General features: G+C 71.1%; 14 protein-coding genes. 10 read left to right on the top strand and 4 right to left on the bottom strand.

Annotation, left to right across the window (positions count from 1 at the left end; translation table 11 throughout):
- The first annotated feature begins 76 nt into the window (after positions 1-76).
- The 4 genes from QU602_RS10900 to QU602_RS10885 are packed head-to-tail and all read left to right on the top strand — an operon-like array spanning position 77 to position 3,263.
- Positions 77-889: an ABC transporter ATP-binding protein gene (locus tag QU602_RS10900; protein WP_308796474.1), complete on the top strand. Its 813-nt coding sequence runs from the start codon at positions 77-79 to the stop codon at positions 887-889.
- Positions 886-1,593: an ABC transporter permease gene (locus tag QU602_RS10895; RefSeq protein WP_308796473.1), complete on the top strand. Its 708-nt coding sequence runs from the start codon at positions 886-888 to the stop codon at positions 1,591-1,593. Before QU602_RS10900 ends, QU602_RS10895 begins: the two co-directional genes overlap by 4 nt.
- Complete coding sequence (locus tag QU602_RS10890) at positions 1,590-2,309, top strand: ABC transporter permease (RefSeq protein ID WP_308796472.1); 720 nt, start codon at positions 1,590-1,592, stop codon at positions 2,307-2,309. Before QU602_RS10895 ends, QU602_RS10890 begins: the two co-directional genes overlap by 4 nt.
- A gap of 24 nt (positions 2,310-2,333) precedes the next feature.
- Complete coding sequence (locus QU602_RS10885) at positions 2,334-3,263, top strand: ABC transporter substrate-binding protein (protein ID WP_308796471.1); 930 nt, start codon at positions 2,334-2,336, stop codon at positions 3,261-3,263.
- On the opposite strand, the gene QU602_RS10880 is transcribed toward QU602_RS10885, so the two are convergent.
- The 3 genes from QU602_RS10880 to QU602_RS10870 all read right to left on the bottom strand — a co-directional run bounded on the left by QU602_RS10880 (position 3,260) and on the right by QU602_RS10870 (position 5,413).
- Positions 3,260-4,006 carry a DedA family protein gene (locus QU602_RS10880; protein ID WP_308796470.1) on the bottom strand — a complete coding sequence of 249 codons (747 nt, stop codon included), beginning with the start codon at positions 4,004-4,006 and terminating at the stop codon, positions 3,260-3,262. The two genes, QU602_RS10885 and QU602_RS10880, sit on opposite strands and share 4 nt — an antisense overlap.
- A 103-nt stretch (positions 4,007-4,109) precedes the next feature.
- The gene (locus QU602_RS10875; protein WP_308796469.1) at positions 4,110-5,036 is read right to left on the bottom strand and encodes a M56 family metallopeptidase; all 927 of its coding nucleotides are present in this window, start codon (positions 5,034-5,036) and stop codon (positions 4,110-4,112) included.
- Positions 5,037-5,038: 2 nt separating this feature from the next.
- Entirely contained in the window at positions 5,039-5,413 is a 375-nt protein-coding gene (locus QU602_RS10870; protein WP_308796467.1) for a BlaI/MecI/CopY family transcriptional regulator, read from the bottom strand.
- A gap of 100 nt (positions 5,414-5,513) precedes the next feature.
- Between QU602_RS10870 and QU602_RS10865 the strand changes: the two genes are divergently transcribed.
- The 6 genes from QU602_RS10865 (at position 5,514) to leuS (ending at position 16,100) form a co-directional block, all read left to right on the top strand.
- Positions 5,514-6,926 carry a cytochrome ubiquinol oxidase subunit I gene (locus QU602_RS10865; protein ID WP_308796466.1) on the top strand — a complete coding sequence of 471 codons (1,413 nt, stop codon included), beginning with the start codon at positions 5,514-5,516 and terminating at the stop codon, positions 6,924-6,926.
- A gap of 12 nt (positions 6,927-6,938) precedes the next feature.
- Positions 6,939-7,943, top strand: a complete 1,005-nt coding sequence (cydB, locus tag QU602_RS10860; RefSeq protein WP_308796464.1) for a cytochrome d ubiquinol oxidase subunit II — start codon at positions 6,939-6,941, stop codon at positions 7,941-7,943.
- Between the two features lie 49 nt (positions 7,944-7,992).
- Entirely contained in the window at positions 7,993-9,750 is a 1,758-nt protein-coding gene (cydD, locus tag QU602_RS10855; RefSeq protein WP_308796463.1) for a thiol reductant ABC exporter subunit CydD, read from the top strand.
- The gene (gene cydC / locus QU602_RS10850; protein ID WP_308796462.1) at positions 9,743-11,788 is read left to right on the top strand and encodes a thiol reductant ABC exporter subunit CydC; all 2,046 of its coding nucleotides are present in this window, start codon (positions 9,743-9,745) and stop codon (positions 11,786-11,788) included. The genes cydD and cydC overlap by 8 nt, the downstream gene beginning before the upstream one ends.
- Positions 11,789-11,914: 126 nt before the next feature.
- Positions 11,915-13,429 (top strand): aminodeoxychorismate synthase component I, encoded by a 1,515-nt coding sequence (gene pabB / locus QU602_RS10845; RefSeq protein WP_308796461.1) that lies wholly within the window; start codon positions 11,915-11,917, stop codon positions 13,427-13,429.
- A gap of 94 nt (positions 13,430-13,523) precedes the next feature.
- A complete protein-coding gene (gene leuS / locus QU602_RS10840) occupies positions 13,524-16,100 on the top strand; it encodes a leucine--tRNA ligase (RefSeq protein WP_308796460.1) in 2,577 nt (858 codons plus the stop codon).
- Between the two features lie 25 nt (positions 16,101-16,125).
- Here the strand turns inward: leuS and QU602_RS10835 are convergent, their stop codons facing one another.
- Positions 16,126-17,007, bottom strand: coding sequence for a formylglycine-generating enzyme family protein (locus QU602_RS10835; protein ID WP_308796459.1), 882 nt, complete (start codon positions 17,005-17,007; stop codon positions 16,126-16,128).
- Positions 17,008-17,056 lie beyond the last annotated feature (49 nt).

Genomic DNA, 17,056 nt, shown 5'->3' with positions numbered 1-17,056 from the left:
CCGCACCGGACGTTGAACGTGTCGGTGGGGCATGTTTGGCTTGGACCGCGGGAATCCCCCGCGGAGGGTGGGCGGCATGATCGAGTTCCGTGGCGTGCGCAAGCAGTTCCCCGACGGCAGCGTCGCCGTCGAGCGGGTCGACCTGCAGATGCCTCCGCATCAGACGACCGTGCTCGTCGGCTCGTCCGGCTCGGGCAAGACGACGCTGCTGCGCATGATCAACCGCATGGTCGACCCGACCGAGGGCCAGGTGCTCATCGACGGCGCCGACGTGGCCACGGTCGACCCCGTGAAGCTCCGCCGGTCGATCGGCTACGTCATGCAGAACAGCGGACTGCTGCCACACCGGAAGGTCGTCGACAACATCGCGACCGTCCCGGTGCTGCGTGGCGAGTCGAAGCGGGCCGCCCGCGCCCGTGCGCTCGAGCTGATGGACACCGTCGGGCTCGACCGGTCGCTCGCCGACCGGTACCCCGCCCAGCTCTCCGGCGGTCAGCAGCAGCGGGTGGGCGTCGCCAGAGGCCTCGCGGTCGATCCCAACATCCTGCTCATGGACGAGCCCTTCGGTGCCGTCGACCCGCTCGTGCGCACCGAGCTGCAAGACGAACTCCTCCGCCTGCAGCGCGAACTCGGCAAGACCATCGTGTTCGTCACGCACGACATCGACGAGGCGTTCCGGCTCGGCGATCAGGTCGTCATCCTCAGTGAGGGTGGTCGTGTGGTGCAGCGGGGCGCCCCGGCGGCGATCCTCGCGAATCCGGCTGACGAGTTCGTCGCGGGGTTCATCGGCGCCGACCGGGGCCGCCGCCTGCTCAGGGTCGCAGAGGTCGACGGGCGCCGCATCGTCGTGGATGACGACGGCCGTCCCGCCGGGGTGCTCGCCTCGTGAACTGGATCTGGTCGAACCTCGACCGCATCGGTGAACTGATCCTCGTCCACCTCGCACTGTCGGTGCCGGCCATCATCCTGAGTTTCGTGATCTCGGTGCCCATCGGCTGGCTCGCCTGGCGGTACCGGTGGTCGCGCGGCGTGCTGCTCAGCGTCTGCGGCATCCTCTACGCGATCCCGTCGTTGCCGCTGCTCATCGCGTTGCCCGGCGTCATCGGGGTCTCGCTGCGCTCTCCGCTGAACCTCGTGGTCGCGCTGACCCTCTACGGCATCGCGTTGATGGTCCGGACCGCCGCCGATGCATTCGCCGACGTGGACGCCGACATCCGGCTGTCGGCCACCGCGGTCGGGTATTCGCCCTGGCGGCGTTTCTCGGGCGTGGAGCTGCCGCTCGCCGGACCCGGGCTGCTCGCGGGTCTCCGGGTCGTCATCGTGAGCACCGTGAGCCTCGCGACCATCAGCGCGCTCATCGGCGTGCAGAGCCTCGGGAGCCTGTTCACCGACGGGTTCCAGCGTGGCATCGCGGGCGAGATCTGGGCGGGGGTCCTTGCGACGATGCTCCTCGCGGTGGTGCTCGACGGTCTGGTGGTCCTCGTCGGCCGGTGGCTGCTGCCCTGGAGTCAGCCGGCGCGCGCCCGTCGGCGACGTGACGCCCGGCGACGCGAAGCCCGCCACAGCGATGCCCGGCCGGAGGTGGCCGCGTGAACCTCTTCACGGACGCCCTCGCCTGGCTCACCGACCCCGCGAACTGGGAAGGTCCCGATGGCATCGGCGCCCGGCTCGTCTTCCACATCGTGTTCAGCCTGGCCGTCGTGGCGGGGTCAATTGTGATCGCGGTGCCGATCGGCATCGTCATCGGCCATACCGGGCGCGGCCGCGAGCCCGCGGTCGTCGTCTCGGGCGCGCTCCGTGCACTGCCGACGCTCGGCCTGCTCACGCTTCTCGCGCTCTGGCTCGGCCTCGTCATCGGCGCGCCATACCTCGCCCTGATGGTCCTCGCCGTGCCGTCGGTGCTCGCGGGCGCCTATGCGGGCATCGGCGGTGTCTCCCGATCGACCGTCGACGCGGCGCGCGCGATGGGCATGACCGAGCTCCAGATCGCCCTCCGGGTCGAGCTGCCGCTCGGGCTGCCGACCATCATCGGCGGCATCAGGGCCGCCGTGCTGCAGGTGATCGCGACGGCCACGCTCGCGTCGTACATCGGCCTCGGCGGGCTCGGCACGTACATCTTCCTCGGGCTGAAGACCCGGGACTACACCGTCATGCTCGGCGCCTCGATCCTCATCATCGCGCTCGCGCTGGTCCTCGACGGAATGTTCGCGCTGGTCCAGCGCCTTGTTGTTCCTGAGGGTGTCCGCGTCCGGCGCGGGTCCGCATCGCTTCGCACCCGGCCATCCCGGCCGCGCGCGACTGTGGGGTGATCCCACCAAATGAAGGGAAACGCAATGTTCACAGCAGGAAAAGGCCGGCTCGTCGCTCTGGCGGCGGTCGCGGTCGGGGCGACAGTGGCCCTGGCAGGGTGCGCATCCGGTGATCCGCTCGACGAGGGATCGGGCGGCGAGTCGGCCGCGACCGGGGGCGCGATCGTGATCGGCTCGCAGGACTACTACTCGAACGAGATCATCGCCGAGATCTACGCCCAGGCGCTCGAAGAGAACGGCTTCGAGGTCGATCGTCAGTTCCGTATCGGTCAACGCGAGGTGTACCTGCCCGAGATCGAGTCGGGCGAGATCGATCTCTTCCCCGAGTACACGGGCAATCTGCTCCAGTACTACGTGCCCGACACCGAGGCGCGCACGAGCGATGAGGTGTATTCCGAGCTCGAGGGTGCGCTGCCCGAGGGGCTGCACGTGCTCGACCAGGCGCCGGCCACCGACCAGGACTCGTACAACGTCACCGCGGCGTTCTCCGAGGAGTTCGGCGTCACGAGCCTCGAGGACCTCGCGGGCGTGCCCGAGCCCATCACGCTCGGCGGCAATGCCGAGCTGGAGACGCGTCCCTACGGACCCGAGGGGTTGCAGGCGACGTACGGCGTCGACGTGGGCTTCACGGCCATCGAAGACAGCGGCGGCGCGCTCACCGTCAAAGCGCTCGTCGACGACCAGGTGCAGATGGTGAACATCTACAGCGCCGACCCGAACATCGCGACCAACGACCTCGTCACGCTCGAGGATCCCAAGGGGCTCTTCCTCGCATCGAACGTCGTGCCCGTCGCGAGTGAGAAGGTCACCGACGACGTCGCCGCCGTCATCGACGCGGTGAGCGCGGCGCTCACCGCCGAAGACCTCGTCGCCATGAACGCCGAGAGCGTCAACGACGAGCGTTCGGCGGAAGACATCGCGGCCGACTGGCTGAGCGAGAAGGCCCTCTTCTAGCGGCTGCCGCCGCGCGGGCCGTCGCGCGGGTCGCGCGCGCCCACGTCGATCGAGGGGTCGGATGCTTCGGTGTCCGGCCCCTCGTCCGTCTCCGCCGCGGGGTCCACGACCGCCATGTGCCGCGATTCGATCCGCACCAGGAGCTTCTTGATGCCCCACACGAGCAGCACGAACGCGGCGATGATGGCCACGAAGACGTAGCCGGCCCAGTGCAGCTCTTGGCTGAGCTCGCGGTAGCTGCCCGCGGCGAGCCAGCCGACCGTCGTGTAGGCGAACGACCAGATCACGCACGCCGGCAGAGTCCAGGCGATGAACCGTCGATACCGCATGGTGCTCATGCCGACGAGCAGCGGCACGAGGGAGTGCAGCACCGGCAGGAAGCGGGAGATGAACACGGCCGGGCCGCCTCGCCGGTCGAGGTAGCGCTGCGCGCGGGCCCAGTTCTCCTCGCCGATCCTGCGTCCGAGGCGTGAGGTGATGATCCTGGGCCCGAACCAACGGCCGAGCATGAAGCCGATCGTCTCGCCGGCGATGGCGCCGACGATGACCGTGAGCGCGAGCGCGAGCCACTCGACGGGTCCGCCGATCGCGGTGGAAGCGACGATCACGACGGTGTCGCCGGGCACGACGAGGCCGATGAGCACCGAGGTCTCGAGCATGATCGCCACGCCCGCGAGGATCGTGCGCAGGACAGGGTCTACCGACTGCACCGTGTCGAGGATCCAGTCCAGCACGTCGTTCACAGTTCCGAGCCTACGGCCCCTGCCTGGGCGAACCATCGGTCTCCGGGATGATCGTCAGCTCTCCATCGTTGCGGGCCGGGCCGCGCGTCTGCGCGGGGCGGCATCAGTGCAGGATGGTGAGCATCGATCCGAGCGGGATCGCGACGATCAGCGCGGCGGCGGTGACGATGAGCGCGCCGGCCCACGGTGCGAGCCGGCCGGCGGGGGATTCGAGACGCGCGAGCCGGTCGACCAGCATCTCGCGGTCCGGCGCGATGCCGCCGGCGTCGGCGTACGCACCGGGTTCGGCGGTGCTGCCGAGCCGGCTCAGCGCGCTCACGAGCGGAGCCGAGCCCGTCGCGCGTCGCGCGCCGTCGTCGGCGAGCATCTCGGTTAGCACCGTCACCGACCGCTCGGCGCGATTGGCGATCGGGAACCACGGCAGGGCCGAATGCCAGGCCCGGAACGAGAGCAGGACCAGGTGGTGCAGCTGGTCGAGATGCGTGCGCTCGTGCGCGACGACCGCGCGCAGCTCGTCGCGTGACAGTGCGGCCACGAGCCCTTCGGTGAGCACCGTCGCCGTGCGAAGGCCCGGCACGCAGTAGGCGAGCGGAACCGGGTGTGCGAGCACCCGGGTCCCGGGCTCGCCCGGCATGGGGTCGCTCAGCATCTGGATCAGCTGGTGCTGGCGACGACGTTCGCGTTCCGCGCGGACGGCGGTGGCGGCCACGTTGAGCAGCAGGTGTACGGCGAGGCCGGCGGCGAGCGTGAGCGCGGCGAGGTCGATGACCCCGAACTCGGGAGGCAGGGGGCCGGTGAGCAGGTGGGGGAGCAGCGCCGAGGCCGCGTCGGTGATCGACCCGTCGGGTGCGGTGCCGATCACGACGAGGCATCCGATCATCGAGAGCGCGCCGCCGAGCGCGACCGCCTGCCAGAGTGCGAGCGCGAGGCCGGGTGCGCGGGCCGGCCAGGCCGCGCGCGAGAGCGCGACGGGTACCGGCCACGCCAGCGCGACCGCCAGCACGCCGAGCAGCGCGGCGACGGCGCTCACGGTCAGCGTCGCGCGAGCTCGTCGAGCAGGCGCCGCAGGGTCGCGGTCTCGTGGGCGGTCGCCGTGCCGACGAAGCGCGCGAGGGCGGCGTCGCGATCGCTCGAGCGGTCGAGCACCTCGTGCATGAGCTCGGCGGTGTGCTCTTCGCGCGAGAGCAGCGCGCGGTAGCGGTGCGGGCGAACGTCGCGCGTGCGCGCGACGAATCCCTTGCGTTCGAGCCGGGCCAGCACCGTCAGCACGGTGGTCGTCGCGGGGGAGCGATCGCCGGCATCGCCGACGATCGTCAGACGGTCGCGCAGCTCATTGGCGGTGAGCGTGGTGTCGCTCGCCCAGAGCTGCTCCATGACGGCGCGCTCAAGGTCCCCGAGATTGGCCATATGCACACGATACCTCGTCTTCGAAACACTTTCTACGCCCGGTAGAAGAAAGTTCTACGATGAGTAGAAACATCACACGCGCCGCTGAAAGGGGCCTGACGTGAATGAGCTGCTCGACCCGCTGCTCCTCTCTCGTTGGCAGTTCGGTCTGACGACCATCTACCACTTCCTCTTCGTCCCGCTCACCATCGGCCTCGCCGCCACGGCGGCGATCTTCCAGACCGCGTGGTACCGCACGGGGAAGGCCGAGTACCTGCGCATCACGCGGTTCTTCGGCCAGATCTTCCTGATCAACTTCGCCATGGGCGTCGTCACCGGCATCGTGCAGGAGTTCCAGTTCGGCATGAACTGGTCCGAGTACTCGCGATTCGTCGGCGACGTCTTCGGCGCCCCGCTCGCGCTCGAGGGCCTGCTCGCGTTCTTCTTCGAGGCGACCTTCATCGGCCTCTGGATCTTCGGCTGGGACAAGCTGCCCCGCGGGCTGCACCTCGCGACGATCTGGGCGACCGCGGTCGGCAGCATCCTCTCGGCGTACTTCATCATCGCCGCGAACGCCTTCATGCAGAACCCGGTCGCCTTCCAGATGAACGAGGAGCGGGGCCGCGCCGAGCTCACCGACATCTGGGAGCTGCTGACCAACCCGGTCGCGCTCGCGGCGTTCCCGCACACGATCGCCGCCGCGTTCATGGTGACCGCCGGCCTCATCATCGCCGCGGCCGCCTGGCACCTCGCGCGGAACCAGCACCTCGACACCATGCGCCCGGCGCTGAAGTTCGGACTTTGGACCATGGTGGTCGCGGGCGCCGCAACCGTGCTCTCGGGCGACCAGCTCAGCCTCGCGATGGTCGCGACGCAGCCCATGAAGATGGCTGCGGCCGAGGCGACGTACGACACCGTCTGCGGCGCGGCCGCCTCGTTCTCGGTCTTCACCCTCGGCACACCCGATGGCTCGAGCGAGCTGTTCTCGATCCGCATCCCGTATCTGCTCTCATTGCTGTCGACGCACTCGTTCGACGGTTGCGTCGAAGGCATCAACGACCTGCAGGCCGAGTACCAGGAGCTCTACGGGCCGGGCGACTACACGCCCATCATCTGGGTCACCTACTGGTCGTTCCGATGGATGATCGGCCTCGGCATGGCGCACGTCCTCGTCGCCGTCGCGGGCCTGTGGCTCACGCGCAAGGGGCGGATGCCTCGCCAGCGGTGGATCTGGAAGATCGCCGTCTGGAGCTTCCCGCTCTCACTCATGGCCATGATCGTCGGCTGGGTGTTCACCGAGATGGGGCGGCAGCCGTGGATCGTGTTCAGCCTGCTGCCCACCGAATCGGCGGTGTCGCCGAACATCACGGGCCTCGACGTGCTCATCTCGCTCGTCGCCTTCACGCTCGTGTACGGCGCGCTCGCGGTGGTCGAGTTCAAGCTCGTCGTCCGCGCCATTAAGAAGGGCCCGCCCGAGGTGGGCGAACCCGATCCGGAAACCGGCCGCGTCGAACCGGCCACGACGGTCTACTAGGAGGTCACGACCATGGATCTCGCAACACTCTGGTTCTGGATCGTCGCAGCGCTGTTCGTCGGCTACTTCGTGCTCGACGGCTTCGATTTCGGCGTCGGCATGTCCCTGCCGTTCCTGAGCAAGGACGACACCGACCGCCGGGTGCTCATCAACACCATCGGGCCGGTGTGGGACCTCAACGAGACGTGGGTCATCGTCGCGGGGGCGGCGCTGTTCGCGGCGTTCCCCGAGTGGTACGCGACGCTGTTCTCGGGGTTCTACCTCGCGCTGCTGCTCATCCTGCTCGCGCTCATCGCGCGCGGCGTGTCGTTCGAGTACCGGCACCAGCGGCCCGAGGCCGAGTGGAAGCGCCGGTTCGACCGCATGATCGTCGTCGGCTCGGCCGTGCCCGCGTTCCTCTGGGGCGTCGCGTTCGCGAACATCGTGCAGGGCGTCCCGCTCGACGAGGGCCACAACTACACGGGCACCCTGTTCGACCTGCTGAACCCCTACGCGCTGCTCGGCGGACTCACGACGCTCCTCGTGTTCTTCACGCACGGCGTCGTCTTCGTCTCGCTGAAGACCGAGGGCGAGCTGCGCGAGCGCGCCCGGCGGCTCGCGACGAAGGCCGGCGCGATCACGATCGTGGTGGCGGCGGTGTTCCTGGTCTGGACGGGGCTCGCGAACGGCACGGTCTGGTTCTGGGCGCTCGCCGCGGTCGCGGCGGTCGCGCTCATCGGCGGCTGGCTCGCGAACACCCGGGGCCGCGAGGGCATCGCGTTCACCCTGCTCGCGGTGACGATCGCGACGACCGTGCTCGCGCTGTTCACGGCGCTCGTCCCGGAGGTCATGCCGGCCTCGAACGACCCCGCGAACAGCCTCACGATCGCCAACGCGTCGAGCTCGGACTATACGCTGACGGTGATGAGCTGGACCGCGCTCATCTTCCTGCCGCTCGTGCTGGCCTATCAGGGATGGACGTACTGGGTGTTCCGCAAGCGTGTGACCCGCCGCTCGATCGAAGCCGCGGCGCACTGACGTGAAACCGCTCGATCCGAGGCTCGTCCGGCGCTCCGGTGGCGCTCGGATGTTCCTCGGCATCGGTGCGGTGCTCGCGCTCGTGCAGGCACTCGCGACGATCGCGTTCGCGTGGGGGCTCGCATCGCTGATCGCGGGACTCGTCGCGGGCGAGTTCGGGTCGGCCGCGGCGGCGGACGCGGCGCTCGTCGCGGCGGCGGTGCTCGTGCGCGCGGCCGCCGCGTGGGCCTGGGATGCCGCGTCGTCCGCCGGGGCGCAGCGCGTCAAGCGCGAGTTCCGTGCGGATCTGCTGGCAGGGCTCGAGCGCCGGCCGGGCGGCGTGCCCGGGTTCCCGTCGGCGCGCATCGCGACGCTCCTCGGACCGGGTCTCGACGCCCTCGACGAGTATTTCGGGCGCTATCTGCCGCAGCTCGTGCTCACGGTCATCGCGACGCCGCTGCTGATTCTCGCGGCCTGGCGCGCCGACTGGCTGTCGGGTCTCACCTTCGTCATCGTGCTGCCGCTGATCCCGATCTTCATGATCCTCATCGGACTCGCGACCCAGGCCGTGCAGCGCCGGCAGTGGGACAGCCTCACGGCGCTCTCGAAGGCCTTCCTCGAGCTGCTCGGCGGGTTGTCGACGCTCATGGTGTTCGGCCGCGAGCGTCGGCAGTCGGCCCGCATCCGGGCCGTGACCGACGACTACCGCAGGCAGACCATGAAGGTGCTGCGCGTGACCTTCCTGTCCGGCTTCGCGCTCGAGCTCGCCGCGAGCCTCTCGGTCGCGCTCGTGGCGGTGTCGATCGGGCTCCGCCTCGTCGAGGGCGGGCTCACGCTCGCGATCGGGCTGTTCGTGCTCATCCTCGCGCCCGAGGTGTTCGTGCCGCTGCGCAATGTCGGTGCGGCATTCCACTCCGCGGCCGGCGGGGTGACCGCGTCGGGTGACGCGCTCGATCTGCTGGCCGCGACCGAGGGCGGTCGCGAGGGCGAGCATGCGGTCGCGCGCGATGGAGGGTGGACGGATGCCTCGGCTCGGCCGGTCGTCGGAGACGGAGCGGATGCCTCGCGGCTGGGCCGCGACGACGGGGGACCGGACGCCGCGACGGAGGCCGACCGCGGCCGCAGGACCGCGGCGGCGGACGGCGCCGGGCCCGTACCGGCACATCGCGACGCCGAGGAGCTCGGCACAGGCCGTCGCCGGACGGGCCTGGCGATCGAGGGGTTGTCTGTGCGCCGGGGCGACCGGACCGTCGTCGACGGGCTGACCCTGCACGCCGCGCCGGGGGAGATCGTCGCGTTCGTCGGCCCGAGCGGGGCTGGGAAATCCAGTGCGATCGCGGCGATCCTCGGGTTCGCTCCCGCCGGCGGTCGCATCCAGATCGACGGCGCGAGCCGGCCGGGTCACGCGGCCGTCGCGTGGTCAGGGCAGACGCCGGCGCTCGTCGCCGGGACCGTCGCCGAGAACGTGCGTCTCGGAGACGAGGGCGCACCCGACCGCCTGCTCGCCGAGTCGCTGCGGCTCGCGGCCGTCGACGTCGACCCGGCGACGCCGCTGGGCCCGGGCGGCACGGGCCTGTCGGGCGGGCAGACGCAGCGCGTCGCCGTGGCCCGGGCGATCCACCGGCTGCTGGCGCGAGACCTCACGCTCCTCCTCCTCGACGAGCCCAGCTCGGCGCTCGACGCCGACCGGGAGACCGCGCTCGCGCGCGGTCTTCGCGAGCTCGCCGGCGCAGGTCGTGCCGTGCTCGTCGCGACGCACCGCCCCGCGTTGGTCGAGGCGGCGGACCGGATCGTCCCGATCGAGGCGGGGGTGCGCGCCGATGTCTGAGCACCCCGATCTGCGCGGCGATACCGACGCGGAGGGCACCGGAGCGGCCGACCAGGTGCGTGCCGCGGACCGCCCGACGGCGCCCGTGAGGAAGGCCGATTCGGGTCAGGCCGCAGCACAGCGTGAGACGTCGGCCGATCTCCGTACTGCGCGTGGCTCCGCGTCCGCGGGCCGCGGACTCGACCGAGCGACCGCGCCAGCCGCCGCAGCGGACCGCCGTGAGCGCGAAACCCGCCAGCAGGCGGGCGTCGATGGCGTGTCCGCGGGCGGCTCGACGGGCCGGACTGCGGGCACCGACGGCGGCCGCGCGCGTGCGCAGCGCACGCGGCGCGTGCTGGGCGAGGCGGTCCCGCCGGTGCGGCGGCTCTGGCCGGCGGTGCTCCTCGGCATCGGGTCGGCGGGATCGAGCGTCGCGCTGCTCGCGGCGTCTGCGTGGCTCATCACCAGGGCGGCCGAGCAGCCGCCGATCCTCTTCCTGTCGATGGCGGTCGTGGGCGTGCGTGCGTTCGCCCTCAGCCGCGCGACGTTCCGCTACCTCGAGCGGCTCACGGGGCACGACGCCGCGTTCCGGCAGCTCGGCGCGATCCGCACGGGGATCTACGAGCGCATGCTGCCGTCGGCGCCCGACGGGCTCGGCATGTTGCGCCGGGGTGACCTGCTTTCGCGATTCGTCGGCGACGTCGACGATCTGCAGTTCGTGACGCTGCGTGCAGTGCAGCCTGCGGTGAGCGCCGTGCTCGTGCTGATCGCGGCCGTCGCCGGACTCATGTGGCTCGCCCCGGGCTCAGCGTTCGCCGTGCTCGGCTGCCTGATCGTGGGGATCGCCGTGGCCGTGCTCGCCGAACGCGCGGCGTCGGCCCGAGGCATCCGGCTGATCGCGCCGCTCCGCGGCGAGCTGCAGGCCGCGATCGTGGAGCACGCCTCGTCGCTCGACACGCTCGTGGCCTTCGACGCGGCGGCGGCGAGCCGCGCGCGCATCGACGCGCTCGGCGCGCGGCTCGCCCGGGCCACGCGCACGCAGGCTGCGGCGGTGGGCGCCTCGGCGGCGGTCATGGCCGCGCTCGGCGGCCTCGCGGCGCTCGCGAGCATCGGCGGCGGCCTGCCGCGGTTCGCCGACGGGTCGATCGACGGCCCCGCGTTCGCGGTGCTGTGCCTCGTGCCGCTCGCGATCGCCGAGGTCGCTGCCGCACTGCCCGTCGCGGTCGGCGCCTGGCGCACCGCGCGCGTGTCCGCCGAACGCATCGCCACGGCCGTGCCCGAGACGCCGCCGGCGGGTGTGCCGCAGCCGGTCGCGGTGTCGCCCGGAGGCGGCGAGGGTGCTCGCGGGGCGTACGCAGCCGTGCCGTCGGGTGGACGTGACGGGGTGGCGATCGAGCTGCGCGGCGTGCGTGCGCACTGGCCGGCGGTGGCGGGACAGCCCGAGCCGGCGGGATTGACCCATCCGGTGGATCTCGACCTCGCCCCGGGGGAGCGGGTGTTGCTGCGAGGGCCGTCGGGCTCGGGCAAGACGACGCTCTCGCACGCGCTCGTGCGGTTCCTCGAGTACGAAGGGTCCTACCGGCTCGGCGGCGTCGAAGCGCGTGAGCTCGATCCCGCGGATGTGCGGCACACGGTCGGGCTCGTCGAACAGCGGCCGTGGTTGTTCGACGAGGACCTGCGTCAGAACCTGCTCTTCGCACGCGACACCGCGAAGGACGACGATCTGTTCGCGGTGCTTGAACGGGTCGGCCTCGCCGACTGGGTTCGTGAGCGCGGAGGCCTCGGCGCGCAGGTCGGGGAGCGCGGCACGCTCGTATCGGGCGGGCAGGCGCAACGCATCGCGCTCGCGCGGGCCATGCTCGCCGACTTCCCCGTCATCGTGCTCGACGAGCCGACGGCGAACGTCGACGCCGAGACCGCCGACCGTCTGCTCGCAGACCTCCTCGCGGCGGCCGGCGACCGCGCGGTGCTGCTCGTCATGCACACCGAACAGGTGCCGGCCGGCATCGACCGCGTCGTCGATCTGCCGGCGGCCGCCACCGACGCTCCGACCCGCTGAGCACCCCGCCGCCCGCCCCGGCGAGCACCGAGCGGTCGCAGATGGTGGGTGTGTCCGTGCGGCACCCGCCATGTGGGACCGATCGGGACGCGGCGGGTGGGTCGGCGCGGGCTCTACGCTGAGGGGATGCCCCGTCACGTCGCCGTTCGTGCGCTCGACGGCTGGCACGACCCCGAACGCGTGTTCCTCGCGCTGGCGGTGGATTCCGCGACCGCGGTGTGGCTCGACGGCGGCATCGACGCGGAATCGGGCCGGAGCATCATCGCGATCGCGCACGACGCCAGCCGGATCGTCGTCACCGGCTCCGACGCCGACCCCGATCACGTGCTCGGCGAGCTTCGCGAGGTGCTGCAGGCTGAGACGGCGGCGGCCCGGACGACGGATGTGTCGCGTGACACGCCGTCGGAACCGGGTCGGGAGTGGCAGCTCGCGCGAGGCATCCGACATCTCGGAGACGGCCCGCAGGACCGGGTCGCCGAACCCGAGGCGACCGAGCCCACGGCGCTCGGCTGGCTCGGTTGGTTCGGATACGAGTTCGGCGCACGGCGGCTCGGCGTGCCGGTCGCCGCGGCGGACACGCCCGAGGCGGCCTGGCTGTTCGCCGACCGCGCGATCGTGTTCGACCACGCCCGGCGGACCGTTCACCTCGAATGGCTGCCGTCGGCGAACGCCGACGAATGGGCGGTGCAGACGGCGGCCGCGATCGGCGGACTCCACGAGACATCCGGGCACGCCTCGGCCGACGAGGCATCCGTGCACGGATCAGCTGACGAAGCATCCGTCACCGGTCGCGAACCGGCCGCGCCGCGATGGCGACACGACCCGTCGAACTACGCAGCGATGATCGCGGCCTGTCAGGCCGCGATCGCTCGGGGCGACGCCTACCAGCTGTGCCTCACGAACCGGGTCGACGTCGACGTGCATCCCGACCCGCTCGAGACGTATCTGCGACTGCGCCGGACGAGCCCGACCCATCATGGCGGGTACCTGCGGTTCGGCGACGTGGCGCTGCTCTCCGCCTCGCCCGAGCAGTTCCTGCTCGTCGAGCCCGACGGCCGGGTGTCGACGCGACCCATGAAGGGAACACGACCCCGCGGCTCGACCCGCGATGAGGACGAGGCGCTGCGCCGCGAGCTCGAGACGAGCGACAAGGAGCGCGCCGAGAACCTCATGATCGTCGACCTCATGCGCAACGACCTCACGCGTGTGGCCCGGCTCGGCAGCGTGCACGTGCCGGACCTGCTCGTCACCGAGACCTACCCGCACGTGCACCAGCTCGTCTCGACCGTCGCCGCGCGGCTGCGGGCGGGACTCACCGCGGTCGACGCGGTGGCGTCGGCGTTCCCGGCCGGATCGATGACCGGAGCGCCGAAGGAGAGCGCCATGCGCATCCTGCACGAGCTCGAGCGCGGGCCTCGCGGCGTGTACTCGGGGGTGTTCGGCAGCCTCGCGGTCGACGGCAGCGCCGACCTCGCGATGGTGATCCGCTCGATCGTGCTCACGCCGGCGGGAGCCTCGGTGGGAACAGGCGGGGGCATCACGGCGTTGTCCGATGTGGCCGAGGAGATCGAGGAGACGCGGATCAAGGCGCGGGCGCTGCTCGCTGTCCTGAGTGGCGAGCCGCCCGCACCGATCGAATAGGCTGGGACTTCGGGTGCGTCCCGCGTCTTCGGCGTGCCCTCGATCATGGCCGGTGTCCCCGCCCGGCCGAGCAGCGAAACCGATTGTGAGTCACGTGGCCGATCAGCAGGATTCCGCCCAGCACGCCGACCCGGGCGCCTATGACTTCGCCGAGATCCAGGCGAAGTGGCTTCCGGTGTGGGATGAGCTCGAGCCGTTCAAGGCCGGCAAGCCGGGCGACACGAAGCCGCGCAAGTACATCCTCGACATGTTCCCCTACCCCTCGGGCGACCTGCACATGGGGCACGCCGAGGCGTTCGGCTACGGCGACACCGTCGCGCGCTACTGGCGTCACCAGGGCTTCGACGTACTGCACCCGGTCGGCTGGGACTCGTTCGGCCTCCCGGCCGAGAACGCCGCGATCAAGCGCGGCATCGACCCGCGCGAGTGGACCTACGCGAACATCGACCAGCAGAAGCGGTCGTTCCGGCAGTACGCGCCGAGCTTCGACTGGAGCCGCGAGCTGCACACCAGCGACCCCGAGTACTACAAGTGGAACCAGTGGCTGTTCCTCAAGATGTACGAACAGGGCATCGCGTACCGCAAAGACGGCCAGGTGAACTGGTGCCCGGTCGACCAGACCGTGCTCGCGAACGAACAGGTCATCGACGGGCACTGCGAGCGCTGCGGCGCGGTCGTGACGAAGAAGGCCCTCACGCAGTGGTACTTCCGCGTCACCGACTACGCCGACCGCCTGCTCGACGACCTGAAGCAGCTCGAGGGGGCGTGGCCGGCGAAGGTCGTGACCATGCAGCGCAACTGGATCGGCCGTTCAGCGGGTGCCGACGTCGAGTTCGCGATCGAGGGGCGCGAGGCATCCGTGCCCGTCTTCACCACGCGGCCCGACACGCTCTACGGGGCGACCTTCATGGTCGTCGCGCCCGACTCCGAGCTCGCGGCCGAGCTCGTGGCCGGTGCGTCGCCCGAGGTGCAGACGCGCTTCGACGAGTACCTCGGGTCGGTGCGCGCCGAGAGCGACATCGACCGGCTCTCGACCGACCGGCCGAAGACCGGCATCTTCCTCGAGCGCTACGCCATCAACCCGATCAACGGTGAGCGGCTGCCCATCTGGGCCGCCGACTACGTGCTCGCCGACTACGGGCACGGCGCGATCATGGCGGTGCCCGCCCACGACCAGCGCGACCTCGACTTCGCGCGCGCCTTCGGCCTGCCCGTGCGCGTGGTCGTCGACACCAACCAGCCGGTCACCGGCGTGATCCCCGTGATCCCGCTCGACGAGCACGGCGAGCCGATGCTGCCCGAGGACCTGCCGCCGCTCGACCCCGCGTCGACCGGGCAGGCGCTGACCGGCGAGGGCCGGCTGATCAACTCCGGGCCGCTCGACGGACTCTCGAAGTCGAACGCCATCCGACGGGCGATCGACCTGCTCGAGGAGCGCGGGCTGGGCCGCGCCGCGAAGAACTTCCGGCTGCGCGACTGGCTGATCTCCCGCCAGCGGTACTGGGGGACGCCGATCCCGATCATCCACTGCGCCGAGTGCGGCGAGGTGCCCGTGCCCGAGTCGGACCTGCCCGTGCGGCTGCCCGACGCCGAGGGACTCGACCTTAAGCCCAAGGGTGCGAGCCCGCTCGGCGCCGCCGAGGACTGGGTGAACGTCGCCTGCCCGAACTGCGGCGGCCCCGCGAAGCGGGACTCCGACACGATGGACACGTTCGTCGACAGCTCGTGGTATCCGCTGCGGTTCCTGAACCCGAACGACGACGAGAAGCCGTTCGACGTCGCCGAGGCCGAGAAGTGGATGCCCGTCGACCAGTACGTCGGCGGCGTCGAGCACGCGATTCTGCACCTGCTCTATGCGCGGTTCGTCACGAAGGTGCTGTTCGACCTCGGTTACCTGAGCTTCACCGAGCCCTTCACGTCGCTGCTGAACCAGGGCATGGTCATCATGGACGGCGCGAAGATGTCCAAGTCCAAGGGCAACCTGGTGGAGTTCGCGAGCGAGCTGTCGGCGCACGGCGCCGACGCGCTCCGCGTCACGATGGCCTTCGCGGGCCCGCCCGAAGACGACATCGACTGGGCGGATGTCTCGCCGGTCGGCGCGGCCAAGTTCCTCGCTCGCGCGTGGCGGATCTCGGGCGAGATCACGTCCTCACCGGACGTCGAGTGGAAGACCGGCGACCAGGCGCTGCGGCGCGTGACGCACCGGCTGCTGGCGGATGCCCCGGGGCTGGTCGAGTCCTTCAAGTTCAATGTGGTCGTGGCCCGGCTCATGGAGCTGGTGAACGCGACGCGCAAGGCGATCGACTCGGGGCCGGGTGCCGGCGACGCGGCCGTGCGCGAGGCGGCCGAGGTGACCGCGGTCATCCTCGACCTGTTCGCACCGTATACCGCTGAGGACATGTGGCAGCGGCTCGGGTACGAGCCGACCGTGGCGCACGTGCCGTGGCGCAAGGCCGACCGGGCGCTCCTCGTCGAGGAGCAGGTGACCGCGATCGTGCAGGTCGACGGCAAGGTGCGCGACCGGCTCGTGGTGTCGCCGAAGATCGGGGCCGACGAGCTCGAGGAGCTGGCGCGAGCGTCGGCCGGGGTGGCGCGGGCTGTGGGCGAGCGCGAGATCGTGAACGTGATCGTGCGCGCGCCGAAGCTGGTGAACATCGCCACGCGCGGGTAGGGCGTGGTGGCGCCGGGCTTGATGCTCAGCGCGCGCAGCGGAAGCCGAGGTGCGTCGTCGCGGAGTCCTCGGTCTGCGAGCTGCGGGCCGCGGGACGGTAGCGCACGCAGTATTCGGGTGCGCAGAGGTGTGACCCGCCTTTGGTGACCCGTCGGGCGGTGGCGGCTGACGCGGTCTCGGGGGCGAGGAGGTTGGGTCGGTCTCCGGCGTCCGGTCCCGGGCCGCTGGTGTGCCGCGGGGTCCATGCATCGGCCGTCCATTCCCAGACATTCCCGATCAGGTCGGACAGGCCGTATCCGTTCGGTGGGAACGTGCCGACCGGGCTGGTGCCGACCCAGCCGAGGGCGCCGGTATTCCGATAGGGGAATGCGCCCTGCCACGTGTTCGCCATGAGCCGGCCGTCCGGGTGGAGCTCGTCGCCCCAGGCGTACCGGGCGCCGACCAGCCCACCGCGCGCGGCCCACTCCCACTCGGCTTCGGTGGGGAGTCGTTTGTCCGCCCAGGTGGCGTACGCGCTCGCGTCTTCGTATGCGACCTGCACGACCGGATGCTCCTCGCGGTCCACGACCGTCGAGCCGGGGCCGTTCGGGGTGCGCCATGACGCGCCGGGCTGCCAGCGCCACCACTGTCGCCACTCGCGGAGATCGACCGGGCCGGCGGTCGGCGTGAACACCAGCCCGCCGGGCTCGAGCATGTCGGCGGCGAGACCGGGGTACTCGGCCGGGTCGAGCGGCCGTTCGGCGACGGTCACGTATCCCGTCGACTCGACGAAGCGTGCGAACTGCGCGTTCGTGACGGGGTGCTCGTCGAGCTCGAACGCCTCGATCGTGCGTTCGGTCACGGGCCCTTCTTCGGGGTAGTACTCGTCGGATCCGATGAGCAGGGTCCCTGCGGGAATGGAGATCATGCGGCCTCCGAATCGTCGACTGGGAGCGGAGTCGCCACCACGGCCATCT

Source organism: Agromyces protaetiae (assembly GCF_030866785.1).
GTDB lineage: Bacteria > Actinomycetota > Actinomycetes > Actinomycetales > Microbacteriaceae > Agromyces > Agromyces silvae.
The sequence above is the reverse complement of the archived record's forward strand: the minus strand, read 5'-3'. Positions and strand labels throughout refer to the sequence as shown.